28 protein-coding genes and 2 tRNA genes are annotated in these 24,013 nt (G+C 53.8%); all 30 read left to right on the forward strand.

The annotated features are described in order from the left end of the window. Position 1: 1 nt before the first annotated feature. The 30 genes from ACOTWU_RS13895 to ACOTWU_RS14040 all read left to right on the forward strand — a co-directional run bounded on the left by ACOTWU_RS13895 (position 2) and on the right by ACOTWU_RS14040 (position 23,532). A tRNA-Thr gene (locus ACOTWU_RS13895) sits at positions 2-76 on the forward strand. Positions 77-78: 2 nt separating this feature from the next. Continuing rightward, positions 79-154: transfer RNA gene (locus ACOTWU_RS13900), tRNA-Arg, on the forward strand. 176 nt (positions 155-330) lie between these two features. Further along, positions 331-651 (forward strand): hypothetical protein, encoded by a 321-nt coding sequence (locus tag ACOTWU_RS13905; protein ID WP_032141950.1) that lies wholly within the window; start codon positions 331-333, stop codon positions 649-651. A gap of 55 nt (positions 652-706) precedes the next feature. After that, complete coding sequence (locus tag ACOTWU_RS13910) at positions 707-1,159, forward strand: lysozyme (RefSeq protein WP_223866363.1); 453 nt, start codon at positions 707-709, stop codon at positions 1,157-1,159. Next, positions 1,156-1,533, forward strand: a complete 378-nt coding sequence (locus ACOTWU_RS13915; protein WP_421625775.1) for a DUF2570 domain-containing protein — start codon at positions 1,156-1,158, stop codon at positions 1,531-1,533. The genes ACOTWU_RS13910 and ACOTWU_RS13915 overlap by 4 nt, the downstream gene beginning before the upstream one ends. Beyond that, the gene (lysC, locus tag ACOTWU_RS13920) at positions 1,517-1,711 is read left to right on the forward strand and encodes an Rz1-like lysis system protein LysC (protein ID WP_421625784.1); all 195 of its coding nucleotides are present in this window, start codon (positions 1,517-1,519) and stop codon (positions 1,709-1,711) included. The genes ACOTWU_RS13915 and lysC overlap by 17 nt, the downstream gene beginning before the upstream one ends. A gap of 212 nt (positions 1,712-1,923) precedes the next feature. Then, on the forward strand, positions 1,924-2,133 hold the full coding sequence (locus tag ACOTWU_RS13925) for a hypothetical protein (RefSeq protein WP_246893563.1): 210 nt from the start codon (positions 1,924-1,926) through the stop codon (positions 2,131-2,133). Then, positions 2,130-2,336, forward strand: a complete 207-nt coding sequence (locus tag ACOTWU_RS13930; protein WP_246893562.1) for a hypothetical protein — start codon at positions 2,130-2,132, stop codon at positions 2,334-2,336. Before ACOTWU_RS13925 ends, ACOTWU_RS13930 begins: the two co-directional genes overlap by 4 nt. A 3-nt stretch (positions 2,337-2,339) precedes the next feature. After that, positions 2,340-2,990, forward strand: a complete 651-nt coding sequence (locus ACOTWU_RS13935; protein WP_045363909.1) for a hypothetical protein — start codon at positions 2,340-2,342, stop codon at positions 2,988-2,990. Next, entirely contained in the window at positions 2,987-4,549 is a 1,563-nt protein-coding gene (locus ACOTWU_RS13940) for a terminase (RefSeq protein ID WP_246893561.1), read from the forward strand. The genes ACOTWU_RS13935 and ACOTWU_RS13940 overlap by 4 nt, the downstream gene beginning before the upstream one ends. Before the next feature lie 28 nt (positions 4,550-4,577). Further along, positions 4,578-6,035, forward strand: a complete 1,458-nt coding sequence (locus tag ACOTWU_RS13945; protein WP_246893578.1) for a DUF1073 domain-containing protein — start codon at positions 4,578-4,580, stop codon at positions 6,033-6,035. Beyond that, positions 5,962-6,969: a phage minor head protein gene (locus tag ACOTWU_RS13950; RefSeq protein ID WP_241515563.1), complete on the forward strand. Its 1,008-nt coding sequence runs from the start codon at positions 5,962-5,964 to the stop codon at positions 6,967-6,969. Before ACOTWU_RS13945 ends, ACOTWU_RS13950 begins: the two co-directional genes overlap by 74 nt. Beyond that, positions 6,966-7,166 carry a hypothetical protein gene (locus tag ACOTWU_RS13955; protein WP_241515562.1) on the forward strand — a complete coding sequence of 67 codons (201 nt, stop codon included), beginning with the start codon at positions 6,966-6,968 and terminating at the stop codon, positions 7,164-7,166. The genes ACOTWU_RS13950 and ACOTWU_RS13955 overlap by 4 nt, the downstream gene beginning before the upstream one ends. Positions 7,167-7,178: 12 nt before the next feature. Continuing rightward, the gene (locus ACOTWU_RS13960; RefSeq protein WP_193143508.1) at positions 7,179-8,564 is read left to right on the forward strand and encodes a DUF2213 domain-containing protein; all 1,386 of its coding nucleotides are present in this window, start codon (positions 7,179-7,181) and stop codon (positions 8,562-8,564) included. Between the two features lie 3 nt (positions 8,565-8,567). After that, positions 8,568-9,002 (forward strand): hypothetical protein, encoded by a 435-nt coding sequence (locus ACOTWU_RS13965; RefSeq protein ID WP_032648633.1) that lies wholly within the window; start codon positions 8,568-8,570, stop codon positions 9,000-9,002. A gap of 9 nt (positions 9,003-9,011) precedes the next feature. After that, positions 9,012-10,109 carry a major capsid protein gene (locus tag ACOTWU_RS13970; protein WP_014884000.1) on the forward strand — a complete coding sequence of 366 codons (1,098 nt, stop codon included), beginning with the start codon at positions 9,012-9,014 and terminating at the stop codon, positions 10,107-10,109. A 9-nt stretch (positions 10,110-10,118) separates the two neighbouring features. Further along, entirely contained in the window at positions 10,119-10,484 is a 366-nt protein-coding gene (locus tag ACOTWU_RS13975; protein ID WP_246893559.1) for a hypothetical protein, read from the forward strand. A 2-nt stretch (positions 10,485-10,486) separates the two neighbouring features. Beyond that, positions 10,487-10,867 carry a DUF7370 family protein gene (locus tag ACOTWU_RS13980; protein WP_006808952.1) on the forward strand — a complete coding sequence of 127 codons (381 nt, stop codon included), beginning with the start codon at positions 10,487-10,489 and terminating at the stop codon, positions 10,865-10,867. Continuing rightward, positions 10,867-11,040, forward strand: coding sequence for a hypothetical protein (locus ACOTWU_RS13985; RefSeq protein ID WP_023300380.1), 174 nt, complete (start codon positions 10,867-10,869; stop codon positions 11,038-11,040). Before ACOTWU_RS13980 ends, ACOTWU_RS13985 begins: the two co-directional genes overlap by 1 nt. Next, positions 11,040-11,396, forward strand: a complete 357-nt coding sequence (locus ACOTWU_RS13990) for a hypothetical protein (RefSeq protein ID WP_016245422.1) — start codon at positions 11,040-11,042, stop codon at positions 11,394-11,396. The genes ACOTWU_RS13985 and ACOTWU_RS13990 overlap by 1 nt, the downstream gene beginning before the upstream one ends. A 2-nt stretch (positions 11,397-11,398) precedes the next feature. Further along, a complete protein-coding gene (locus ACOTWU_RS13995) occupies positions 11,399-11,767 on the forward strand; it encodes an HK97 gp10 family phage protein (RefSeq protein WP_421625776.1) in 369 nt (122 codons plus the stop codon). Beyond that, positions 11,764-12,147 (forward strand): phage tail termination protein, encoded by a 384-nt coding sequence (locus ACOTWU_RS14000; RefSeq protein WP_047746632.1) that lies wholly within the window; start codon positions 11,764-11,766, stop codon positions 12,145-12,147. Before ACOTWU_RS13995 ends, ACOTWU_RS14000 begins: the two co-directional genes overlap by 4 nt. Before the next feature lie 64 nt (positions 12,148-12,211). Continuing rightward, on the forward strand, positions 12,212-12,955 hold the full coding sequence (locus ACOTWU_RS14005) for an Ig-like domain-containing protein (protein ID WP_063438425.1): 744 nt from the start codon (positions 12,212-12,214) through the stop codon (positions 12,953-12,955). Positions 12,956-13,012: 57 nt separating this feature from the next. Continuing rightward, positions 13,013-13,690, forward strand: a complete 678-nt coding sequence (locus ACOTWU_RS14010) for a DUF6246 family protein (RefSeq protein WP_421625777.1) — start codon at positions 13,013-13,015, stop codon at positions 13,688-13,690. A gap of 61 nt (positions 13,691-13,751) precedes the next feature. Further along, entirely contained in the window at positions 13,752-17,201 is a 3,450-nt protein-coding gene (locus ACOTWU_RS14015) for a tape measure protein (protein ID WP_421625778.1), read from the forward strand. Further along, positions 17,201-17,698, forward strand: coding sequence for a hypothetical protein (locus tag ACOTWU_RS14020; protein WP_032669794.1), 498 nt, complete (start codon positions 17,201-17,203; stop codon positions 17,696-17,698). The genes ACOTWU_RS14015 and ACOTWU_RS14020 overlap by 1 nt, the downstream gene beginning before the upstream one ends. Then, entirely contained in the window at positions 17,698-18,168 is a 471-nt protein-coding gene (locus ACOTWU_RS14025) for a hypothetical protein (protein ID WP_421625779.1), read from the forward strand. The genes ACOTWU_RS14020 and ACOTWU_RS14025 overlap by 1 nt, the downstream gene beginning before the upstream one ends. Then, positions 18,131-18,547, forward strand: a complete 417-nt coding sequence (locus ACOTWU_RS14030) for an NlpC/P60 family protein (RefSeq protein ID WP_126499340.1) — start codon at positions 18,131-18,133, stop codon at positions 18,545-18,547. Before ACOTWU_RS14025 ends, ACOTWU_RS14030 begins: the two co-directional genes overlap by 38 nt. Next, entirely contained in the window at positions 18,534-21,011 is a 2,478-nt protein-coding gene (locus ACOTWU_RS14035) for a host specificity factor TipJ family phage tail protein (protein ID WP_421625780.1), read from the forward strand. The genes ACOTWU_RS14030 and ACOTWU_RS14035 overlap by 14 nt, the downstream gene beginning before the upstream one ends. 58 nt (positions 21,012-21,069) lie before the next feature. Beyond that, the gene (locus ACOTWU_RS14040) at positions 21,070-23,532 is read left to right on the forward strand and encodes a hypothetical protein (protein WP_246893551.1); all 2,463 of its coding nucleotides are present in this window, start codon (positions 21,070-21,072) and stop codon (positions 23,530-23,532) included. Positions 23,533-24,013 lie beyond the last annotated feature (481 nt).

A 24,013-nucleotide genomic window follows, 5' to 3' on the forward strand; every position in this document is an offset into this window, starting at 1 on the left:
TGCCGGTCTAGTTCAGTGCCAGAACGGCAGCCTTGTAAGCTGCGCGTCAGAGGTTCGATTCCTTTGCCCGGCACCAATTCGCCTGTAGCTCAGAGGAAAGAGCAACCGCCTTCTAAGCGGTTGGTCGCTGGTTCGAATCCAGCCAGGCGAGCCAAACCCAGCCAGGGTATTTTCGGCCAGAGAGCCGACATTGCCTTACCCTCATCTTCCTGGCTTGTCGCCAGGTTTTTTATTCAGGCCGCAGACAATCAATTCCAGATGCCACGTAGCTATCGTGTCTGACGGCCTTTTCCCAACTACGACACAGCACCCCGGGCCCGGAGGTGTGGAATGCAACGTATGAACCCAACAAATGGACACGATCTGCCGTACTGGTGGTCGGCGGCCTTGGGTCTGTTCTCTTTGCTTAGCCTACAGGATTACGTGTTTATTATCGGCGCGCTGGTATCGGCGTTCTTCACGATAAAAACCTATTACGCAAAACGGAAAGAAGAGCGTGAGCGTATGGCTGAGGAAAGGAAACGAACCCAGCTGCTGGAAAACTACTTATCTGATGTAGGTAAAAAACCTCACTCCGATCGTCCGGCTGCCGCCGAGGTGGTTACGGAGGCAATGCGGAGAATTTCCGGTGGCACAGTTGAAACTGAGTAAGAAGAGCGGTGCGGCGGGCATTGTCTGCTCCGTCGGAACGATCATCGCCATTGTGATGAATGCGGGACACGTCAGAACAAACGAGCGCGGGCTGGAGTTAATCGGCAACGCTGAATCTTGCCGACGTGATCCATATGTCTGCCCGGCCGGTGTGCTGACTGACGGTATGGGGAACACGCATGGCGTGAAGCTTGGCACCGTTAAGTCTGACCAGCAGATCGCAGCCGAATGGGAGCGCAACATCCTTGATGCTGAGTCCTGCGTTAACCGTTACGGGAATGGCAGAAAGCTATCTGACGATACTTTCTCAGCAGCTGTATCGGTAACGTTTCGTGCTGGCTGTGGGAACATGCGCACCTCCACGATGTTCTCTCTTCTCAGAAGTGGAGACATCACGGCGGCATGCAACCAGTTCCCTCGCTGGGTATGGGGAGGCGGCAAGGTTCTGCCTGGTCTGGTAACTCGAGCAGGGAAAGAAAAGGCGCTCTGCCTGGAAGGTGTTAAATGAGCCGGTTAACAGCAATCATCTGTGCTTTCGTTATCTGTCTGCTGGTCTCCATGGCCTGGACGATTAACCATTACCGCGACAACGCCATCACCTACAAAGACCAGCGCGATAAGGCGACGGTCCGGGCAGACACATCAGAGGCGATCACCAGCAACGTGATCACTACGATGAACCTCATCCGTGAAATTTCACAGGCTACCCAGAATGCAAAGAACGAACTGGCTCAAAAGGGCGAGACGCGCATTGTCTACATCAGGCAGGTGCTTGAAGGAGATCCGTGCGCTAACCAGCCTGTTCCTTCTGCCGCTGCTGACAGCCTGCGGGAATACGCAGACAGTTTACGTGCCAGCCCCAGTGGTGCCGATAAGCACTGATCTGACCGCAGACACGCCGATCCCCGGAATGGTAGTTCCGTTCACGTGGCAGGCAAGTCTGGAGTTAAACGCTCAGCTCTATACAGCGCTGGGGCAGTGCAATCTGGATAAGGCAGGGATTAGAAGTATTGAAGAACGCCGTAGTGCTTTGCAATCAACAGGCAAATTAGAGAAATGATCGCATTGATACTGCCTGCGTAGGCTTTTGCGAGTTCTATAAATTGGGTTCGTGACATGTTACCTCCTATAGAAAAACGAGGCAGGCGAATCCTGCTTCTATAGTGGTCTCTAATTATTTTGCTGCGGATCCTCACCCTCATAAGTGGTCTTTAATGCAGAAATCACTTTGTCCAACGCGTTGGACTTCACAAGCGGATAAAGAGGCTCTCAATGTCCGACATCTACCAAATCACGTTAACCACCCAAACAGGCGAAACCTTCACGGGCAAGATGTCACGACGTCAGCCTGAGTTAGTTAACGGCTTTGTGCCGCTGGCGACGGAGACTGGTGAGTGGCTTTACTTCGCTCCTGCCGATGTGAAGCGAGTGGAGTTCACGCCAGTACCGGCAGAGGGCGAAATCGAGGAAAGTGCATCATGACAACGATAATAGGGCCTATCACTTTAACTATTGATATGAGAGAGCAAATTGCGCGCTCTCGCGAAGTGCTTGAAGAATTGCAGCGTCGAGTGAGTGAGCTTAGCCCTCGAATTTCAGAGGAGGACGCGCTGCGCATTCTGCTCCTCGATATGACCTTTGATTATCTGAAGTCCAAGAGCAAGGCAGAACAAACAACGGAGTAACGAATGAGCAAACCGGACTGGGAGGCCATCGAAACGGCGTACCGGGCCGGAGTGATGTCCCTCCGAGAAATAGCTTCACAGCACGGTATCAGCGAAGGCGCTATCCGTAAGCGTGCCAAGCGTGACGACTGGTCGCGTGACCTCAATGCGAAGATTCAGCAAAAGGCTGACGATCTGGTACGCAAACAGGAGGTACGCAAACAGGTACGCAACGAAAGCACTTTGACCGAGCGCGTACTGATAGAGGCGACTGCCGAGGTGATTGCCACGGTACGCATGGAGCACCGGGGAGACATCCGCCGGGCTCGTGAACTGACCAACACGCTATTCGATGAACTTGGTGCGCAGTGCGCAGATGTAAGCGCGCTCGAGCGGTTGGGCGACATCATGTTTGACCCCGACGATAAAGGGCGGGACCGGCTCAATGAAATTTATCAGAAAGTGATCAGCCTGCCTTCCCGCGTAAAATCCATGAAAGACCTGAGCGACAGCTTGAAGACGCTGATTGGCCTCGAGCGTGAGGCGTACAGCATCGAGAATAAGGCTGAAACGAAAGAGGTCACCCATAACGTCATGCTGGTGCCAACCAGTGACAACGTGGATGACTGGGAGGCGGCAGCGCAGAAACAACAGGACGGGGTGCTCGGTGGATGAATTACAAAGCTGTATGGAAGCCACTGCCTGGATCTCAGTCCCTGGCGCTGAGTTGCCCGTGTAACGAAATCCTGTTCGAGGGCACTCGCGGACCGGGGAAGACAGCTGCGCAGTTAGCCAGGTTCCGGCGCAATGTCGGCGTGGGCTATGGCTCGTTCTGGCGCGGCGTCATCTTCGACACCGAATATAAGAACCTTGCCGACATTATCACTCAGTCGAAGCGTATGTTTCGCCTGTTCAACGACGGTGCACGGTATCTGTCATCTGCGAGCGAATTGCGATGGGTATGGCCCACAGGCGAGGAGCTTCTCTTCCGCTTCGGCAAAGAGGCGGACGACTACTGGGATTTTCACGGGCAGGAATTCCCGTTCATTGGCTTTAACGAGCTGACGAAACAGCAGTCTCCAGAGTTCTACGAAATGATGTTCTCCTGCCGCCGCTCATCGTTCAGGCCGGAAAACTACCCGCTGGAGAATGGCAAGTTACTGAGGCCGATCCCGCTGGAAACGTTCAGCACTACCAACCCGTTTGGCATAGGGCATACCTGGGTAAAGAAACGCTTCATTGAGCCAGCACCGCGCGGAACCGTACAGCGCGACCGGCAAATGGTATTCAACCCTCAGACTGAGCGAGAAGAGGAAATCACGCTGACCCGCGTGGCCATCCACGGATCGTTTAAAGAGAATCCGTACCTCGACCCGCAGTACATCGCGACCCTGATGTCCATCAAAGACCCTAACCGACGTAAAGCGTGGGTAGAGGGCTCATGGGATGTGACCAGTGGCGGCCGCTTTGACCACCTGTGGAATGAATCTCTGCACGTCATTAAGCCGTTCCACATCCCGGACAGCTGGACAGTTGACCGCTCCCATGACTGGGGTGAGTCGAAGCCGTTCTCTAATCTGTGGTGGGCTCAGGCTGATGGCACTGCCGCCGAGCTGCCTGATGGTCGGCAGTTCTGCCCGCCGGCAGGGACGTTAATCCTGATCGGAGAATGGTATGGCTGCCCGCCTGATGAGCTGAACAAAGGCCTGAATATGTCATCCACCAACGTCGCGAAAGGCGTGGCGTGGATTGACAAGCGGCTGGTGGGCGAAGATGTCGACGAGCCGGAAGAGATACAGATCGACGGAGTCACGCAGGGCCAGCTAAACATTGTTCCAGGAATATGCTCGGAAGTTATTCCGGGCCCGGCTGACAGCGCCATTTTCAATACTGGTGACGATGAGTTATCGATCGGTCAGAAAATGGAAAATCAGGGTGTCGAATGGCTTGAGGCCAATAAGAAGCCTGGCTCGCGAGTAAACGGGGCCTCGGTATTCGCTGACATGCTTGAGGCTGTAGTTGAAGGTAAGAAGCTGGAATCTGGCATCCCTGAGAAGCCTGCCTTTTACGTTTTCGAGCATTGTCGTGGCTGGATTAGCCGCATACCCGTGCTGGTTCGCGACAGCAAAAACCCGGACGACGTAGATACCCAGCAGGAAGACCACGACTGGGATGCAACCCGTTACCGCGTGCTGCACTCTCCTCGCCGTTCAGGGGCGATATTCTTCACATAAGGACAACTCAGTGAGTAACGATACAGAAATGCAAGTCCTCGCTGGGCTGATTGTGAATAGCCTCAACGAGGTATCGCGATCTCGACAGCTTTATGCGGCCGACTTCAATAAATCAGGCAACACCAAGCGACATCATCTGTGGTGTGAATTTGGCTATCCTGAGCGCCTCGACTTTGACCACTTCTACAACATGTATGAGCGTAATGGAGCCGCGTTCGGCGCTGTTCATAAGCTACTGGATGCATGTTGGTCTGATAATCCTGTAATCGTGGATGGTGACGAGACGAAGAAGTCCAAAAAATCGACGCCATGGGAAAAGAAAGTCACCAAGCTCATGAAGAAATACTGGGCGAAGGTGAAGGACGCGGATAGACGTAACCTTGTCGGTCACTACTCAGCTCTCATTCTTCAGTTTGCCGATAGCCGTAATTGGGATGAGCCAGTTAATCGTGAAGTGATGCGTAACTCACGCGAACGCGGCTTAGTGAAGATGATTCCTGCATGGGAGTCGCAGGTTAAGCCGGGTGAATTAGAGCAGGATCAGAAGTCCCCTGATTACGCCATGCCGAAGTTTTATTATTTCCAGGAACAACCCGTGGGGGACAACGGCAGTATTGTTGGTCCCATGCGCTCCATCAAAATTCATCCTGAGCGCATCATCATTTTCTGCGAGGGCTCAGAAGATGAATCCTCACTGGCTGGAATCCCTTTCTTGCGTGCAGGCTATAACGACCTGCTGGATATGGCTAAAACCTCCGGCGGCAGCGCTGAGGGGTTCCTGAAAAACGCCAGCAGGCAGCTCGGCATTAACATGTCGAAAGACACCAAGATTGACAAAATCATGGAGGATGCCAAGAAAGCTGGTTATTCAGGGCTGGCTGAGGCTTTAAACGCTGCTATCCAGAAACTTAACTCTGGTACAGATTCGGCCCTGGTGACGCAGGACGGAGAGGCTAAAGTGCTTTCCGTTGCCGCTGCCGATCCGAGTCCAACGTGGACAGTGTCAGCTAACCAGTTTTCATCTTCAGTTCAGATGCCATTCACCATCTTGTTTGGTCAGCAGACGGGAAGGCTTGCTTCAGATCAGGACAAAAACGACTTTGCCAAGCGCTGTAATGGTCGCCGCAACGGGTTCCAGACTGACCGGGCAAGTGCAGTTATAGAACGGCTTTGGACTGTGGAGGTTATCGAGCCACCTAAATCTGGCGAAATCACGTTAACCTGGTCCGATCTACTCGCTCCAAGTGAGAAAGAGAAGATTGCCAACATGAAGGAAATGGCTGCGGTGGCGAAGGATACCCAGCAAGCCTACGGCACACCGGCTGTTGATGAGAACGAGGTCAGGGAAGCGGGAGAACTTGAGCCGCGTGAAGATGTTAAGCCGCCTGACCCCAAAAAAAAGGTAACGACCGATGATCCTCTTTCCGATGACACCGGAGCAAAAGACGAAAGTCGGGACACCGGTAGTTCCGCGCAGCAAGGTTGACCCGACCCGATCGGCAAGGCAGGTAACCGCGATGTTCCGGGATATCGAGGAACGATATCTCGGCATCAAGCGCGCGCTGAAGGCTCTGTTTGACCAGCGCCTGACTGGGCGAGAGCGAGAGGTAAACAGCCATAACTGGCGCTTCCTGTGCCACGACCACGGCGCTGACATGCGGCTCTACCAGGTCAACGCCGGCAAGTTCATCTACGACATGTCAGCGCAGGAACTGGCAGACCTACTTGAGGCGGTGCAGGGCATTCTCGACGATTACCTGCTGGATGGCGGAGAGCAAAATCTATGGGCGATGGATTATGTCGTCGCAGAAGCGCAGCGTGGCACGCTGGAGGCGTTCAATAACCTCTCGCAGCAGTCACAGGTGTACGCCAGTCAGACGACGCTACAGCAGCTTTTAAGCAGTCCCGGTTATCTGAACCAGATATCTGCGGCCAGGCTGACAACGTTCAGTGACTGGAAGGTCATCAGCGACACTGCCCGCGGAGACCTGACCAACATCATCACCGATGCAGTAGCGCGCGGCGTGAATCCTCGCGAGACAGCCAGCGTAATCAGTAAGCGCCTCGATGTGTCGATGTCGAAGGCCAAAACCATCGCTCAGACTGAGCAGGTCGGCGCGCTGCGGCAGGCGCAGTGGAATGAGACTGACTGGGCCGCTGACCGGCTAGGGCTTAATACCGGCCTTCTGTGGCTGTCGGCGCTCAAGCCAACTACGCGCACCTGGCACGCCAGCCGTCACGGCAAGGTCTACACCACCGAAGAGGTGCGGGATTTCTACGCTGAAAACGGCAACCGGTACAACTGCTATTGCAGCCAGATACCTGTGCTGCTCAACGACGACGGCAGCATATTCAACGAGGGGCTTGCGGATAAGCTGAAAAAAGAGCGCAAACAATGGACTACTAAGGAGGCTGCGTGAGCAACCCTATTCCGAGAGAAGCGCCGAGAGATATCAACCATGGCCGCCTGTTCACTGAATCGCAAATCAGAGCCGCTTTCGTGAAGTGGTGCGATGAATATAAGCACAACCCTGATGCTTATCAGGGTGGCGACTCCACCGACGGAGAAGCTTGTGCTGATTACCTGATTCAGGTGATGACCGAAAACTCCCACTAACGAGGACCCAGCATGAAACGCAACCGCGTTAACGTGCTGACCGTCGTCAACTCCGCTTCAAACATCACCACTGAAACCATCGACGGCAAGCCACATATCGTGGTTCGCGGCATCACGCCTGTCGTGGACGATATCGTGATGAACCGGAAGTTGTACCCGGCAGCAGAAATCGAAAAGGCCTACAACACGCTTGAACGTAACCCGATGCCGCTGGGCCACCCAAAAGTGGACGGCAAGCATGTATCGGCGCGCGATGTCAGGGCGGTGAACGAATACCACGTCGGCGCCTGGCTACAGAACGTCAGCCACAAAGACGGGAAGGTTACGGGCGACATGTACGTTAACCGCCAGTACGCCGAGTCGAGCGACAAGGGCAAGCGCCTGATCAACCGCCTGGATGAGATGCTGGCCGGCACCAACTCTGACCCGATCCACATCTCCACAGGCCTGCTCTATTCAGGTATCGCCGCCAACGGCGAATCGAAGGGCAAGAAGTACAACGAGATCGCCACAAACATGATGTTTGACCATGTTGCTGTGCTGCTCGATGAGCCTGGCGCCGGTACGCCGGAGGAGGGCGTGGGCATCTTCGTTAACTCAGAAGGTGATGAGCAGCAGATCGAAGTTGCCCGCCTGGCTGACGGAATCGACTGCACCCGCGATGGCCTGATCAACAAAACCAAATTCTTCTTTACCAATGCCTCCAACTTTTCCTTCGACGACATCCAGCGAGCAATCAGTGAAAAGCTGCGAGAGGGTCGATCTGATGACAACTGGCTTTGGCCAGAGTCGGTATGGCCTGACACCTTCGTATACCGGGATGATTCCCGTTATTTCAAACAGAAGTACATCATCGACGATGACGGCAAGGCCCAATTCGTCGGCGAACCTGTAGAAGTCGTGCGCAAACAACCTGAGTACGAGATTAAAACCAACGGAGAGAACGATCCGATGAAAGAACTGATTATCAATGCGCTGCAAGCCGCTGGTAAGCCGACCGAAGGCAAGTCCGACGCCGAGCTGATGGACGCATACAACCAGATGAAGGCCGACGAAGCCGCCGCCAAGAAAAATGGCGACGAAGAAATCGATCCGGAAACCGGCAAGCCCAAGAAAAAAGAGCAGGCCACCAATAACGAAGAGATGCCAGCCTGGGCCAAGGTGCTTACCGAGCAGGTAACAGCCCTGAACAGCCAGATCAACGCCAGCGCTGAAACAGAGAAGGGCAATATGCGCTCCGCGGTTAAAGCCAAGTTTGGCATGACCGATCTTGCGGTGAACGCGCTGGACGGCGAGCCGCTGAAAGAGCTGTTTGCTCAGTGCCAGACCTCAACCGGCCTGAATGGTGCATTCCGTCAGGCTACCAACAACCAGTCAGTCAGCGAAATGCCGGAGTAAAAAATGGCTAAAGACGGAAAGCATATCATCCACGCCGGCGGCGTGTTCCCTAATCCGCTGCTTAACCGTGAAGGCGCGGCCGCGGCATCTACTCCGCCGGGTACCATTGGCTTCTTCAGTGCAGCGGACAAGTTCACTGCCTCTGTAGATGGCAATGAGGCTGCAATTCTGTATGTGGCCAACAAAGACTATCTGCGCTGCCTGTCAGTGGACGACGCTATCCCTGCTGGCGAGCTTGTCGTAGGTATTCAGCCTCTGCCGGGCATGTTCCTCAACGTTCGTGCCGCAGCCGGCACCTACACCAAGGGACAGGCGCTCTCTATTGCAAATGGTCGAGTCAAGGTGGCTGCTGGCGATGAGTCAGTGCGCTGCTACGTCGAGGAAGACAAATCATACACAGCGGCGGCAGGCGATCTGCTTCGTGTCGTAATCAAATAAGGAGCGGATATGTTTGTATTCTCCAAGTCTATCGGTGAAAAGACCGGTAACCTCGCGGTAAATCAGGCGCAATGGCGTGCACTCGAAATTGAGCGAAACGCCAGTGCTCAGGCAGCAGCAGATTTTCTGGCGCGGACTCAGTTCCGTGGCGATGCAGAAAATGCTCCTTATCTCGATGCGGTGAATGCAGTTGACGATATTCGTCGCCTGTATCGCGCTTTCGACACGACTGTTCTTCAGCAGTTCGAGCCGAATACCGAGTTCACTCTGCTGAACGATCTGATGCCGCTTTCTCGCTCCGTTCGAATCGAACAGTCTCGTTACGACTACGCTCGTACCGGTGGCCGCGGCTGGGCTCACACTTCCATGTCCGGACAGGTCGGCGCGGCACTCGATGCTCGTAGCTATTCCTTCGATGGCACCATGGTGCCTATCCACGACTCGGGCTTTAAGTTCGAATGGCGTGATCCAATCTTCAACAGCCCGCAGGCATTGCAGTCGCAGGCTGATGCGCAGCGTGGTTCGGTTGAAGACGTTCAGCGTCGTTACGTTGACTACATCTTCAACGGCTTCCGCGACAAAGCTGGCAACTTCGCAGTGTTTGACGGTCTGACCTGGAAAGGGTTGCGTGACGATGAGCGCGTAGCGCAGATCGACCTTGGCGCTTCAGGCCTGAACATCGATTTTACCTCTGGCACAGCAACGTCTCAGGACATCCGCGCTGGCGCAATCGCACTGCGTGATCAGATGCGCCGCGTGAACAACCAGTATGCAGAGCAGACCTGGTACGTATCCGGTGAAATCATCTCCAACCTGGAACGCTATTTCTCCGACAACTTCCAGTCCGGAACGATCATGGATGAAATCCTGAAACTGACCGGTGTAGCGGCGATTAAAGAAGACAGCCAACTCACAGGTAACGAAATCGTCATCGTTCCACTGAGTGCAGGCGTCATCGCTCCAATCGTCGGCCAAGCTATCGGTACCGTCGCATCTCCGCGTCCGGAGTACAACAGCGACTACATCTGGCGCACCTGGGGTGCAATGGGGTTGATGGTCAAGCAGGACATCAACAACAAATACTCCGTAATTCACGCATCAAGCTAAGGATAAATCATGGCACTGGTAGAAATCGTGGCAAGTAACCTGCACGCCGGTGCCAACCTCCGCAAACTGGAGGTTGGTTCCGTGGTAGAGGTAGACGATGAAACGGCAAAGCGCTGGATCAGCACTGGCAAGGCGAAGGACACTGACAAGAAGAAAGGCGAAAAGTTGGTGTTTGAAGTGGCAACGCCGTCAGCACCCACAGGTGATTTGTCTGACCTGCAAAAGAAACTCTCCGACGCACTGGAGCAGAACCAAAAGCTAATCGCCGATGGTGAAGCTAAAGACAAGGCTCATGCCGACGCGCTGGCAGCAGAAACAAAACGCGCTGACGAAGCCGAAGCAGCACTGGCGGAAGCAATCAAGAAGGCGAAATAACCATGGCTGACCCAATCACAGCGGCAGACGTGCAGGCGTTCCTCGGTGAATTGGGTTACTCCATCCCGGGCGCGCTGCTGGAGCCGATTCTCTGCGTGGTCAACAAGATCATCCCGTGCCTCGATGGAGCGGGGTATGACGAGTGCACCGCGAAGTTGATCCTGATGTACGCAGCAGCGCTGATGGCTACGTCTTCCGGTGCGCGCCGCATCAAATCGCAGGGTGCACCGTCTGGTGCGTCCCGCTCGTTTGAATATGGCGACGACAGCATTACCTGGCTGCGCGACTCGCTTGCCCGGCTTGATACCAGCGGCTGCACCGGCGAGTTGCCTATCAGCGCCGGTAACAGCGTCGGCCTGTTCATGGTGGTCGGAGGCTGCTGATGACGTACAAATCAGTCAAGCACGGGCTGCCGCGTTCTTTCACCCGCGTATGGGTGATGACCGACACCGGGCGGGAGACTACCGGCTACGTGAAATCGGACGGCGAGTGGCATATCAACTGTGAGCGCATCCGGGCGACCGGCGCGAAGGTGCTGCGCTGGAAGGAGGGCTGATGTCGTCTACTGCTTCATGGTCATACAACAAGCCATGCACGATATGGCGCAAGGGAGCGGGCGGTAATGACGAGTGGGGCGATCCTGTCGACCCATACGAACCGCCTGAAACCATCATGTGCGACTACATCGGCGGCCTGTCTGCAAAGCTCGGCTCCATCGGTAAAGAGGTTGTCGTAAAAAACACCTTCTTTACTGCGTATGCGTTAGCTGATGAGGGCGATTACATCCTGATTGGCGTCAGCACAGAAACAGACCCGGTCGTGGCAGGTGCCGATGAGGTTCGCCATGTAACGCGCTGGAACGATACTCTCGACGGCCTGGAAGATGACTGGGCGATAATTACGGGAGTGTAGCCATGGGCATCAAAGTGCGCGGCTCGGCACGTGTTGAGAGAAATATAAACCGCATCATCAACGACATTCAGGGCCGGAAAATCATTCGAGCGCTCCAGTCTGCGATGATTCTTGGGGCGGCTAGATCGGCACTTTACACGCCGATCGATACCTCAGCACTTTTAAATAGCCAGTTTCGCGAAATCGTAACTGACGGAGCTGTAATAACAGGCAGGGTTGGTTACTCGACCAACTATGCCGTTTATGTTCATGACCCAGCCAACCCGCAGAGGTTCCGTCGCTCAACTGCTAAAAAGGAATTCCTCACTCTTGGGTTTGAAGAGGAGCGATCTGCCATCGATGATGTTGTGCGTAAGGAGCTTTCGCTATGACGCCTATGATGCACGAGCGGGTGCGTAACATGTTCGTCGACGCCGGGCTAACGACCGGCTTCACGGTCCAGCAGTTGATGTACGACGACCCGAAGGACTTGGCTAAAGCCATAATCGTCTTCAGACCAAACGGTGGGTCAAATATCCGTACTGACCTCGGATCTGAGTATCACGTCCTGGTTGATGTCGTAGGCGCGAAGGACAAGCGCAAAGACGCGCTCAACGCCGTGCAGCGCATCGTCGATTACGTACAGGCCAACCCCATGGCTGACGAGTGCGTCGGCTACATCCAGAACATGGGCGCAATCCCCGCGCCGGTGCTCACAGAAGAAGGGCGAATAGTCTTCCGACTCCAGTTCGCCTGCACTTACGGCGAATAGCCATCCCAACCCAATAACCCGCTCTGGCGGGTTTTCTTTTTTATACGTCAAAGAGGAGTTTCACATGGCTAATTGCCAGAACTCGAACGAGCGCCTGTTCGGCGGTGCGGTCGTGCTGGAAGTCGCCGATGGCTGCCCGGATGTTAAACCACTCGAATCTGAGTGGAAGGCGCTGGCTGCTGGTACGTCGAAAGGCTTCGACTTCAACCCGAACTCGGTAACCTCTGATGCGGATGACGGCGGCGGCTATGTCGAGACCATCATCACCAACAGTGACTTCACCCTGAGCTTTGAAGGTGAGGTGCGCAAGAAGGACAAGCTGGATCAGTACGGTGTAGGCAAGTTCATCAAGTATTTTGCTGACGAGCTGAAGGCCAAGCGCCAGCCTGGGATGTGGGTGCGCATGGACTACGGCCCGGTCGAATTCATCGGCTACATGAACATCACGGCGCTGAGCTCTGACGGCGGTACCAACGACATCGTCACGTTCTCTACCGAGTTCAAAGTCGGTGACGCGAGCACCATCGAAGTGAACGAAATCACTGCGGTTGCTGTGACTGGCGTGACGGTAACCCCGACAACCAGCACCGGCACGGCAGGTGGTACCAGCACCTTCACGGTGAATATCGCACCAACCGGCGCAACCAACAAAGACTTCACTGTAGCGACTACCGATGCGACCAAAGCAACGGCCACCGCCTCCGGCAACACCGTTACTGTGACGCGTGTCGCCACAGGCAGCGCGCAGATCATCATCAACACCGAAGACGGAAACTTTGTGGCCGTGCATACGGTTACCGTTACCTAACGGACATTCCAAAGGGCGGCGTGCTGCCCTTGATAATGACCGTTTACTGGAAGGCCTATGACCGCTTTAACCGATATTGGCGAACTCTCCATCAGCGACAGCCGCGAAGGCGGGAAAGATTACCTGCTACGGCCTTCATTCGAGGCTATGACGAGGATCGGCACTCCGGAAGCGATTGTGCAGGCGTACGCCACCATACACGGCAATGATGTCGCTCAGCTAATTGAGGTTTGCGCTGGCACGCTGGGAGGATTTCCTGAATGGCTATCTCCATCATTCAACCGCGCTACTGAGAAGCTTTTATCAACGTGCATGTTGGTGCTTCAGGCGTGCTGCGAGGAAGACCTGACGCCTATGATCGGCGAATGGAAGGGATGGCGGCATTGCGTCGTATACCGACCGGGACAGATGCCGAAGAACGACATCATCGTGCTGGCGCAGCACCTTATGCAGCATGGTGTCGTCGGCAAAGCTAAGGTCCGCCAGCTGCAGCGCCACGAAACAGGTGCGAGAACAAACGAATTTAAAGCCTTCGACTACATCAGCGCGGCGCGTACTCATTTTGGCATGATCCGCGAAGAAGCCTCTCAATTAACGATGACCGAATTTCAGATGCTTCTGTCGGCAAAATACCCAGAGCAGAAAGGCTTCACTCGCGATGAGTACGATGCGATCGCCGATGATTACATGGCGAAGAAAGCGAAGCGATTAGCCCTGGCGGAACGGGCCAAGTAAAAAAGAACACACCAAAACAACCCCTCTACGGCGGGGTTTTTTATTGCCCGGAGATTAGATTATGGCTGGTACTGTCAGCGCTGGAACGATTGTTTATGAAGTTGACATGGACACCGCCGGGATCCTTCAGGGACGCCGGGATATCGATGCCGCGTTAAATGGTCTTAACGGTAGCATGGGTCGTCTTGAGGCGGGGTTAAACCGCACTGAACGATCCCTGTCTTCGATTGAAGGCACTATGTCCAGCTTAACTGGCGTCGCGAAAGCGCTCATTGCCGCTCTTTCTGTCCAGCAGGTCGGCGCATACGCCCAGGCATGGCAGGACCTGAGTAATAAACTGGCAAACGCCGTCAGGGATTCCGTACCGCCTTTTGAGACCATGGCTGATGTCACAGAGCGTGTTTTTGACATCTCTCAAAAGACTCGTTCAGGTCTCGATGCCACGGCCACTCTCTATGCACGTCTCGAGCGATCAACACGGAGTTATGGTGTCAGTGTTGAGGACATTACCAGGTTGACAACCATTATTAACCAGGGCTTCGTGGTCTCAGGGTCAACAGCCGAGGAGGCAAGCAACGCAATCATTCAGCTTGCTCAGGGGCTGGCGTCCGGAGCTTTAAGAGGTGATGAATTTAACTCTGTGAACGAGCAGGGCAACCGGCTCATGATTGCTCTTGCTGACTCGATGAATGTCAGCATTGGGGCGCTCAGAAACATGGCTGCAGAGGGCAAGTTAACCACTGATGTGATCGTGAATGGGTTGCTTTCTCAGGGCGATAAAATTGGACAGGAGTTCGCTAAAACTACTGCCACGATCAGCCAGTCTCTTGAAATTGCCAACAACAACATCACGAAGTTCTTTGGCGAGAATGCCACTGTAAAAACTGGCGTCAAAATATTCAGTGATTCAGTCATTTCTCTCAGTGAAAACCTGGACGTTCTCAGCACTACGCTCACGATTGTTGCCGGCGTAATGGGTGCGCGGTATGTCGGTGCGCTGACCATGGCTACCTCATCGAAAATCGCTGATATCGCAGCATCCCGTCAGCAGGCTGTTGCAGAGAGTCAGGCGGCACAAGCAGCTTTGGTTGCTGCTAATTCTGCTCAGCGTAAGGCTCTGGCTGATAAAGAGGCTGCTCTTTCGTCTCTCGCGCTGGCCCAGGCTGAATATAACGTGGCAAAAGGTAGCGCTGCAGAGATGCTGGCAATGGATGCTCTTGTGGCCGCAAAAACTCGTGCTACTACCGCATCTCTTGCTCTTGCCGAGGCTGAAACTGCCCAGGCTGCAGCATCTGCCCGCGCAGCGACCGCTGCTCGTGCAGCGTCAATTGGTATCGGAATGGCCCGTGGTGCACTTGCTCTTATAGGTGGTCCAGCTGGTGCGGCTATGCTTGCAGCCGGAGCGATCTTCTATTTCTGGCAGAAAGCTCAACAGGCAAAAGAGGAGGCTATCGCCTTCGCCGATGGTCTGGATAAGCTCAACGCCGCCATGAATGCAATGTCGAACACGCAGCTGCGTGGGGCTATTGCAGATGCCAATAATTCTATTCGAGCTCAGAAAGAGGATGTAGCAGATCTGCAGAGTGAAGTTGACTCGCTGAGAGACAGATATCAGAACTTTACCCCGGCAGCGCAGGAAGTTGCTGAATCTATGGGGCAAGGTGCGGATTTCGCCCGTCAACAGGCGGAGGTGTCTGATGAACTGGCTCGCAAGACGCGAGATCTTGAGGCCGCAAAGGATAAATTATCCCGGACAGAAGAAACCGCGTCTGAGGCGACTCGCACACTCACGAACAACATGCTTACGGCGATGGGCGTTCATGATCAACTCATCGAAAAATCCTGGTCTCTTGAGCAAGTTCAGGGTGCGGTAGCGAAAGCCTTTGGGGAGACGGCTGATGAAATAAACCGAGCCAATCAGGCCGGAAAAAGCTTCGACCCCAAAGCGCTGCAGATATCTCCCGCGACCAAGGAGGGCGATAAAGTTATCGCTACTCTGGAAGAGCAGAATGAATTACTTAAAATTCAGGACGAGAGAGAGCGGGCGATAGCCAAAGCCAGGATGCAGGCTGCCAAGGTCACTGACAATCAGAATCAAATCTCTGCAGCTGGCAGGCTGGCTGCTGAAAATTATGATTTAGAGAAGTCAGAAGAAGCCAGAAAAAAATCTCAACAAGAGAGTGAGCAGCAGGGGAAAAAATCAGCGTCTTCTGCTGAGTCGGTTGCTCAGAAGCTGGCTAACCTGAAAAAACAATCGGAGCTGGCGGCTGGTTCAACAAATGAACTCAGTAGAGAACAGGCTATCCTTGCCGCCCAGCAATCTCTTGGTGCTGCAGCAACTCAAAAAGACATTGAGTTGGCTGGGAAGTATGCTGCAGCAAAATGGGATACGGCCACCGCACTGAAAGCGCAGGCCGCAGCCGAGAAACTCCTGCCAGAAGCGCGCGAAAACGCAAGCTATAAGCAGGATGTTCAGGATCTGAATACCGCTCTGGCTGCTAAGAAAATCAGTCAGGAGCAGTTCAATCAGACATCTGAGAGACTGGAGGCAACTCACCAGGCAAACCTCGCAAAAATCCGCGCGCAGCAGGCGGTGACGCCACAGCAAGAGGCAGTTGCACAGGTTGATCCAGTGCAGCAATTAGCTAATCAGCACGCACAGCAACTGGCCCTTATCCAACAGTTCGAGCAGCAGGGGTTATTAGCTCACCAGAATGCATTAGCCCTTAAAAATGCTGCCGATACGCAGTATGAGCAGCAAAGAACTGCTGCACAATGGGAGCTTCTTAGCCAGCAGAGCCTGGGGTACAGCATGCTGACAAGTGCAGTAGATGCGTTTTCAGGTAATGCATCTAATGCGTTAACCGGGCTGATCACCGGAACGATGTCAGCGCAGGATGCTATGCGTTCGCTCGGGAATACGATGCTGAACAGCGTGGTAAATGCGCTAGTCCAGGTTGGAGTAGAGGCCCTCAAAAACTTCATTATCGGGCAGACGTTGGGCGCAGCTTCTACCGCTGCTTCTGTCGGTATGGCGACCACGACGGCGGCTGCATGGGCTCCTGCCGCAGCGCTAGCCAGCCTGGCATCCTTTGGCGCTAACTCAGCACCTGCGATGGCTGGTATTGCATCTACCGTTGGGCTTGCTCAGGGGCTGGCTTTGGCTGGGGCCAGATACAATGGCGGACCTGTGTCAGCGGGAAGCATGTATCAGGTCGGTGAGCGAGGGAAGCCGGAGATTTACCAGGCCAGTACCGGTAAGCAGTACATGATACCGGGCGACAACGGCAGGGTTATCAGCAACAAGGAAATGACTGCCGGAGGCGGTGGCGGGGTAATTTTGAATATCAACAATTACTCTTCAGCGTCGGTCGATGCACAGGCTACGCAGGGCAGTGACGGCACCTGGACTATCGATGCATTCATCGCTGACATGAATAATGGTGGACCAGCAAGCCAGGCTATTACCAGCAATTTGAACGTTAAGCGCACGCCAAGGGGGCAGGGCTGATGCCAATTATCGACTATCCCGACTGGCTGCCGCTGGCGCAGAAGGCCAGCAAAAACATGACACTCGATACCGGGTTCCAGACCGATCAGCCAGCGGTCGGCCCGGCTATCTTTGAGAACCAGACCGACGACCTGAAAGTGACCTGGTCACTGACGTGGATATTCACCCTGGCTGAAGAGCGAGCTTTCCAGCAGTGGCTACGAAGCCCGAATTATCTCAACCGTGGACTGAACTGGTTCCGGATGAATATCAATCTGGGCGGAAGCGGTCTGCAACTCCAGGAGCTTCACTTCACGCAGATGCCGGTGCAAACCAGTATCGACGGCGGGGTGGTGACCTGGACGGGAACCGTTATTGCCAACCATCTGTACAACGCTGACGACGAGTTTGACGACGTAATTGTTGAGCTGCCTCCGCCGTGGCCTTCAGTGCTTGATATCGTGGTGACTGGCTATCCGGACGGTCGCGATCCGGAATCTTTACCGAGAGTGCCGTGATGCCTACCTTCAGAGCTTATAAGCAGCAGCGCCCGACGCGCGGACTGTACGACACCATCACGTTCTACCATCCATCCTTTGGCTACGTCCGCCTGGTCGATAAGCAGTTCTTCCCGAAGACGCTCGGCGGCCAGACGTACACGCCAGCGCGCTTTGAAATCGAAGAGAGCCAGCAGAGCGGCACGCCGGTAATCGACGCGACGGTGAAATTAGGGCGGCTGTCGTCTGACATCAAAACGCTGATGAAGCAGTGGAAGGGGGCGGCGCGGCTAACAGCTATTACGGCCACGCGGCAGATATTCGACAGCGGCGATGTGTCGGTGCCGATAAAGTCGTGGCGGCTCTACGTTAAGACGGTGGACATCGACGCAGACTCCGCCTCGGTAACCCTGTCTGTCACAAATCCGCTGAACAACAACATTGGAAGGCTCTATGACCCAACGGAATATACCGGCCTGCAATACCTCTGATTTTGTTAGCAAGGTGATCGGCGTGCCCTGGGCTAACCGGGCCTGCTCGCTCGAGAAAGTCGATTGCTGGGGGCTGGTGGTCCTGTATTACCGTCACGTCCTCGGCATTGAGCTGCACCAGACGCCGGACTACGAAGCCGGGGCAGACTTCTTCACCTGCTATCAGGGCGACGTTGTTTTCTGGTGCCAGGCAGATAAGCCGGTCGAGGGCGGGATATTCGTCGGGTACCGCGGCACGCAACCGGCACACGTTGGCCTGGTACTGAACCGGCAGGCGCTGCACTCGCGTGGAGAGAACGGAAGCGTGCGCATGGACTCGTTGCTGGTCATTCAGCGGGCATTCACCAAAGTGGAGTACTTTTCGTATGGCGCTGGTTGAGATATCGAACTTCCCAGGAACGCCTAAGCTGCGTTGCAGGGTGCCAAGCGGCACCCTTTTTTATGACTGGCTGGCGGCCAATGACGCTACTTTCCACCGCGACCTGCTGATCGTCCGCAATGGTGTGAAGCTGGGCGACGATGACGAACTGGCTTTTGAGCTGGGTGAGCTGGACCACATCCAGATATTCGACCAGCCGAAGGGCATTGTCGGCGACATCCTCAGTCCGATCTTCAAAGTGGTTGGTCAGGTGTTTTCTTTCCTGGCGCCGAAGCCAGCTATTGCAAACAACGGCGGTAATACCGTCGACTCACCGAACAATAGTCTGACCGGTCAGACAAACACCGCGCGCGTATATAAGGCCAAGCCGGATATCTATGGCCAGATTCGTTCGTTCCCGGATCTGATTCAAGAATCAGTATTCGAATACGTGCACCAGACGTCCACCGACGGCGGCCTGAAGTACGTTACAGAGTGGATGTGTATCGGGATCGGCAAATACGATTATGAGTCAGTGCGCTACTCAGAATCCAGCCTGGGCTCTCTGGCCGGTGCCGAATTCCAGTTCTTCCAGCCTGGCGAAGTTATCCCGCAGATCGTTGAGGGGTACGGATTCGATGACGTCGACGGTCAGGAAGTTCCCGGTCAGAACGAAGCCAGCGACTTCCCGATCGAAACAGCAACGGCAAACACGGTTGTCTGCGGAACGTATTCCGGCGGCCAGATAGCGATGAAAATCGTTAAGCAGGCTGAGTTCGACTATTTCATGGGGCTGGTTCTGCCGCACGCGGTTACCTTCACCATCAACGTGACGTACAGCACCGCCTCCGGCAACGTTACTACCGATGCTACATTCTCCGGCACGCTGATTTCCGCCGTTGAAACAAACGACGGCGCGGTTGTTAACCCGGTGCGCTGGTACACGTTCACGATGAACCAGCTGGAGGGTCCGCAGGACATCCCGGCGAATGCCACGATCAACACAACGAAATTCATCCTCAACGATAACGAGGCGCTGGTGGTTGGGCCGTTCTTTTCCCCGGTCGAGTCAACGCAGCTGTGGCTGCATACACAGTCCAGCCTCGGTGGTAAGAAGGAGACAAACTGGAAGGTTGTCATCTGGAAAATCGACGACGACTACAACCAGGTGCCGGGAACGCAGCAGACGTTTACGTACCGGCAGACGACGCCGCACCAGTCGACCAGCGAAGTGTTTTACCGAACCGACAAGATCACTCCGACCGGGGGGTTCGGGAAATACGCGGTCAGCTTCCAGCGCACGGACAACTCAGGCGACGCTTCATTGCTGAAGGTCGAAGAAATCCATAGCATCAACATCAGGACAAACGTCGTTCATCCGACCGACACGCTGGTACGTGTAAAAGTCCGGGCGACCGAGAATGCCCTAGGAAGCCGCGAGCGCAAATATAACGCGCTGGTGACGCGCCATACCATTACATACGACCTGGACACGCAGGCGGTGGATTACACGCTGCGGCCGTCGCGCTCGTTCGCTGATGCGGTGGCGCATACCTGGCTGATTATGGGCGAGCAGCCGGTCAGCAGCATCGACCTGTACGGTCTATACTCTATTGCTGAAAGCCTGCCTGACGAGCGCCTGGGATACTTCGACTACACGTTTGACGACGAGAACGACTCACTGGGCGACCGCGTGCAGGCGATCTGCAATGCTGCGTCGGTTGTGGCGTACTGGGATGACGGAGTACTGACGTTTACCCGCGATCAGAAGGTTGACTACCCGGCGGCCGTATTCAACCGGGCGAACATGAAGACTGACGAGTACAAAATGACGTACGAAGCCACTCTTCCCGGCGGTTATGACGGCGTCCAAGTGTCCTATGTTCACCCCACAACGAACAACAAGACGTACATCAACTACCGCGTGCTGAATGGCGCCATCGTCGAGCAGGAAGCGGAAAACCCGAACAAGCTGGAGATAGTCGGCTTCCGTAACGAGTATCAGTCCCGGGAGCGCGCATTACGCGAAACCAAACGCCTGATCTACTCGCGCGTGAAGATGAACGCCAAAGTGTTTGAGGACGGAATTATCCAGGTTGGCAGCGTCATTCAGATGCCTGATATCTACGACAGCAACCAGCAGCAGGGTTACATCACCGGCCGCGCCGGGAATAACTTTGATACCAGCGAGCCGATCGCGTTTACCGGTTCAATGTACGTTCTGGTGACCGACAGTCTGGGTAACCCGACGCTGCGCTATCCGGCGACGGCCCGTAGCGACACGAAGTACGGATTCACCGCGGCTATCCCTAACATTCACCTCAACATATGGAACGGTGACACTGTGCAGCTCCCGTCGCGCTATCTCATTGCGACGGTGGAGGAACTGGACAGTCAGCTATGGACGGTCAACAGCATCAAACCGAACACAGATAACACGGTATCTCTGACCGTCGCAGAATACAGCGACGCTATCTATCAATAAGAACCGTCCCCGACCAACCAGACCTGGCCACCGCGCCGGGTTTTTTTATGGAATAAATATGGCTACTACACCTACCAACCTGCCTGTACCAAGCGAATCACCGCGCGACCTGAAGTTTAACGCCGGGAAAATTGACGAGTTCGTGTCGTCTCTGGCTCTGCAATACATCGACCGATTTGGACAGGCGCATTACACCATTGAAGGCCTGCGCTGGTTGGCTCAACAGGCCATCGCTCAATATGGCTGGATTCCTGTTGGCACATTCCAGGCTGGCGCAACCCTAACGCTTCCAAACCAGATTTTGAAAGACACAACTGACGGCGAATATTACCGCTGGGATGGCTCATTGCCGAAAACGGTGCCTGCTGGCTCTACTCCGGCATCCTCAGGCGGTGTGGGGGTAGGCGCATGGATCGGTATAGGTGATGCGACCCTTAGGGCCATGCTTGCGTCAAGCTCAGGCTCATCAATGATCGGTCATAATGCCGGAACTGTAAGTCAGTATCTGAACTCAGTAACTGATTATGTAATGATAACTGAAGTTACTAATAACTTAACAGTTAACAGCAGAGATGCCGTGTACGCGCAAGTCAAAAAGGTTTATATCCCAGAAGGTGTGTCAGTGAGATGCAACTTACTACCTACTGACGACGTTAGAAAATTTGTAGGTAAAGGGAAATTACTGACCCGTGACCAGTGGGGTAATGAGCATATATTTGATGTCGCATTATCTACCGATGGAGCGAAGTTTTCCGCCTCTGAATTAATTAATCAGGGCTTAATCAACTACCCAGCAGAATTTAGCATTGGAGCAGTGGGGGATTCAATCACTGATGGGGCATGGGGAAAACAGGGTTATACATCTAACCCTAATACTGGGTCTCCTGACTTCAACCTCAATTCAACAAACTACGACCACAGTGCTGGAACTAATGGTGGGTCGCGTTCATGGTTTGCTCACATGACCTATATTCTTAATCTGATCGTGAGTCGTCGCGGTGACGTGCCGATTTTTAAAGCCTATAACGCTTCTTTAAGCGGGATGAAGTTGTCGGACGGCTGGGCTTATCGTAACTTTGACTATGGTTTCTTCCAGAATTCCGCCTATAAAAATTCCGCTCCAAAGATATGTATCATGTCTATGGGCTGGAACGACTATGATGTCACCAACTTCGATGACTATTTAGATAAAATGGACGCATTTATCAGAAAAGCAACAGGATATGGGTCTGCTGTTGTTCTTGTTACGGTTAACCGTAACGACAGAACCCGCGCCACAATCGAAAGCTCACTAAAGGACCATGTTTTCAAGAATTACAAAAACGTTTCCTATATTGATGCCAGCGATTATCTGGAGAACTACACCAATTGCGCAGCGACTAATATTAGTGACCTGTATATCAAAGCAGATAATTCTTATGATATTACCCACCCGCAACCGATGGGGCACGCGGCAATTGGCAGCGCAGTTGCATATCAGCTAGCTAAAAACCACATACCTCGCATTAAGGCTGGCGAAACACTTATTCCTTACACGAATAAATATTTCGACTGTGTTGGCGCAGCAACTGGTGCTCATTATCAGGCTACTCCAAGAGTGGCGAGTGGCAATGGCTATCTCGCAATGATGAAACAAATTGTTGGCTGGTCCCCTGCTAATGAAAATGTATCAATCACAGGGATTGTTTTTGTTGAGGATAATGACTCATATCTGACAATCCTTGAGCCCTTTACCCACGCGTTCTCTACAACTGGGCGCGCGCACACTGTTACGGTGACATCACCAGCTGGCATTTCGCTTGTTGATGCCGGTGATGAGGCAAAAAGGACGATTGCTAGCGCCTTGAAGCTGTCTTCTAACGGAACATTGCTGGGTGATGCCAAGACTTTGACAACCGGGGTTTGTAAGCTGAGATATGGCCTTAACGTCATAACACTTAGTTACGATGGTGCTCCAGCAAACGTCTATGCGCCTTATATCATGGCAACGCGATTTAGCGAAATGGGAAGTGATTACAGAGATATTCGCCTTAATTTCAGCGCTTCAACTTTCATTCAGCGTGTGTATAGAGCATCTTCGCTGGACAAAACGGCACACCCAAGGATGTCATCGCACCCAGGCGCGTTTCTGCCAAATACATTCGGCGGGGTCGCACGGCTCGCAGCGAGCGCAAAAGTTAAATCGATGGTCGATCTCTCTGGCTTGGTTGTTTTCTATGATGATGTGCTGGGATCGGGCACTATCATTCAGAGGAGAACTGGAACGTTCTTCATTGGAAATATTGTCGCCGGCGCAATCGTAGAGTCATCGATGGTAAACACATCGGTGGCGGCAACAGGAGAGCTTAACGTGGGCATGTATTATGGTGCTGACGGGAAGCCATCAATTGTGGTGGCCGATGGTGCAACTGGTTCTTACAGCACATCTGCATTCCCCGCAACTGGCGGTACAATCGGAGTTTATACGCCCAGCGCCACAGCACTTGTGGTTAGTTATCAGGCAACGTTCTTAGATATTTAATCACTTCCCTGGAGTGCGTTGCTTGTAACGGACGTACTCTGATTGTGCACAAATAACGATCATCAATACATCCATCGTAGTAGCTACAGAAAAGGCAGGATTTCTTATCAATTGAATAACGCATATTATTGCGGCAAATCTAATTAGGAATTGCACTTGAATCACCAGTAAAAAGTAAACTGTGAGTTCTGGGATGTGACGGGGGTTAAACAGCCTAGCCTGCCGTTTGCTACTGTCGAGTCAACATCCGCTACTATGTCAGTGCCATTCAAAGTTGGCCAGCATTTTGTTATAGCCACTGGCTTTTCTGCTGGAGGTACATATACTCTCACTAACGCAAGAGCGATTGGTGTATCTGGAGCTAAGCAGAATTTCAACATTGGATCTGCTGGCAATATAATACTAACCTACACAGTGTCAGGGCAGGACGTCACGCAAATAGTAATGACTTCTCCTGCCAGCAATGACATAAGAACCCTAT

The organism is Enterobacter cloacae complex sp. GYL001 (assembly GCF_049237125.1).
GTDB lineage: Bacteria > Pseudomonadota > Gammaproteobacteria > Enterobacterales > Enterobacteriaceae > Enterobacter > Enterobacter hormaechei_C.

What these genes read in the sequence shown, in the direction of transcription:
- ACOTWU_RS13995 (WP_421625776.1), top strand. Translation starts at nt 11,399, where the DNA reads ATGGGCATCAAAGTGCGCGGCTCGGCACGTGTTGAGAGAAATATAAAC.
- ACOTWU_RS14020 (WP_032669794.1), top strand. Translation starts at nt 17,201, where the DNA reads ATGCCAATTATCGACTATCCCGACTGGCTGCCGCTGGCGCAGAAGGCC.
- ACOTWU_RS13950 (WP_241515563.1), top strand. Translation starts at nt 5,962, where the DNA reads ATGATCCTCTTTCCGATGACACCGGAGCAAAAGACGAAAGTCGGGACA.
- ACOTWU_RS13925 (WP_246893563.1), top strand. Translation starts at nt 1,924, where the DNA reads ATGTCCGACATCTACCAAATCACGTTAACCACCCAAACAGGCGAAACC.
- ACOTWU_RS13985 (WP_023300380.1), top strand. Translation starts at nt 10,867, where the DNA reads ATGACGTACAAATCAGTCAAGCACGGGCTGCCGCGTTCTTTCACCCGC.
- ACOTWU_RS14010 (WP_421625777.1), top strand. Translation starts at nt 13,013, where the DNA reads ATGACCGCTTTAACCGATATTGGCGAACTCTCCATCAGCGACAGCCGC.
- ACOTWU_RS14015 (WP_421625778.1), top strand. Translation starts at nt 13,752, where the DNA reads ATGGCTGGTACTGTCAGCGCTGGAACGATTGTTTATGAAGTTGACATG.
- ACOTWU_RS14035 (WP_421625780.1), top strand. Translation starts at nt 18,534, where the DNA reads ATGGCGCTGGTTGAGATATCGAACTTCCCAGGAACGCCTAAGCTGCGT.
- ACOTWU_RS13945 (WP_246893578.1), top strand. Translation starts at nt 4,578, where the DNA reads ATGCAAGTCCTCGCTGGGCTGATTGTGAATAGCCTCAACGAGGTATCG.
- ACOTWU_RS13965 (WP_032648633.1), top strand. Translation starts at nt 8,568, where the DNA reads ATGGCTAAAGACGGAAAGCATATCATCCACGCCGGCGGCGTGTTCCCT.
- ACOTWU_RS14025 (WP_421625779.1), top strand. Translation starts at nt 17,698, where the DNA reads ATGCCTACCTTCAGAGCTTATAAGCAGCAGCGCCCGACGCGCGGACTG.
- ACOTWU_RS13975 (WP_246893559.1), top strand. Translation starts at nt 10,119, where the DNA reads ATGGCACTGGTAGAAATCGTGGCAAGTAACCTGCACGCCGGTGCCAAC.
- ACOTWU_RS14040 (WP_246893551.1), top strand. Translation starts at nt 21,070, where the DNA reads ATGGCTACTACACCTACCAACCTGCCTGTACCAAGCGAATCACCGCGC.
- ACOTWU_RS14005 (WP_063438425.1), top strand. Translation starts at nt 12,212, where the DNA reads ATGGCTAATTGCCAGAACTCGAACGAGCGCCTGTTCGGCGGTGCGGTC.
- ACOTWU_RS13980 (WP_006808952.1), top strand. Translation starts at nt 10,487, where the DNA reads ATGGCTGACCCAATCACAGCGGCAGACGTGCAGGCGTTCCTCGGTGAA.
- ACOTWU_RS13915 (WP_421625775.1), top strand. Translation starts at nt 1,156, where the DNA reads ATGAGCCGGTTAACAGCAATCATCTGTGCTTTCGTTATCTGTCTGCTG.
- ACOTWU_RS13940 (WP_246893561.1), top strand. Translation starts at nt 2,987, where the DNA reads ATGAATTACAAAGCTGTATGGAAGCCACTGCCTGGATCTCAGTCCCTG.
- ACOTWU_RS14030 (WP_126499340.1), top strand. Translation starts at nt 18,131, where the DNA reads ATGACCCAACGGAATATACCGGCCTGCAATACCTCTGATTTTGTTAGC.
- ACOTWU_RS13960 (WP_193143508.1), top strand. Translation starts at nt 7,179, where the DNA reads ATGAAACGCAACCGCGTTAACGTGCTGACCGTCGTCAACTCCGCTTCA.
- ACOTWU_RS13905 (WP_032141950.1), top strand. Translation starts at nt 331, where the DNA reads ATGCAACGTATGAACCCAACAAATGGACACGATCTGCCGTACTGGTGG.
- ACOTWU_RS13935 (WP_045363909.1), top strand. Translation starts at nt 2,340, where the DNA reads ATGAGCAAACCGGACTGGGAGGCCATCGAAACGGCGTACCGGGCCGGA.
- ACOTWU_RS14000 (WP_047746632.1), top strand. Translation starts at nt 11,764, where the DNA reads ATGACGCCTATGATGCACGAGCGGGTGCGTAACATGTTCGTCGACGCC.
- ACOTWU_RS13970 (WP_014884000.1), top strand. Translation starts at nt 9,012, where the DNA reads ATGTTTGTATTCTCCAAGTCTATCGGTGAAAAGACCGGTAACCTCGCG.
- ACOTWU_RS13930 (WP_246893562.1), top strand. Translation starts at nt 2,130, where the DNA reads ATGACAACGATAATAGGGCCTATCACTTTAACTATTGATATGAGAGAG.
- ACOTWU_RS13990 (WP_016245422.1), top strand. Translation starts at nt 11,040, where the DNA reads ATGTCGTCTACTGCTTCATGGTCATACAACAAGCCATGCACGATATGG.
- ACOTWU_RS13910 (WP_223866363.1), top strand. Translation starts at nt 707, where the DNA reads ATGAATGCGGGACACGTCAGAACAAACGAGCGCGGGCTGGAGTTAATC.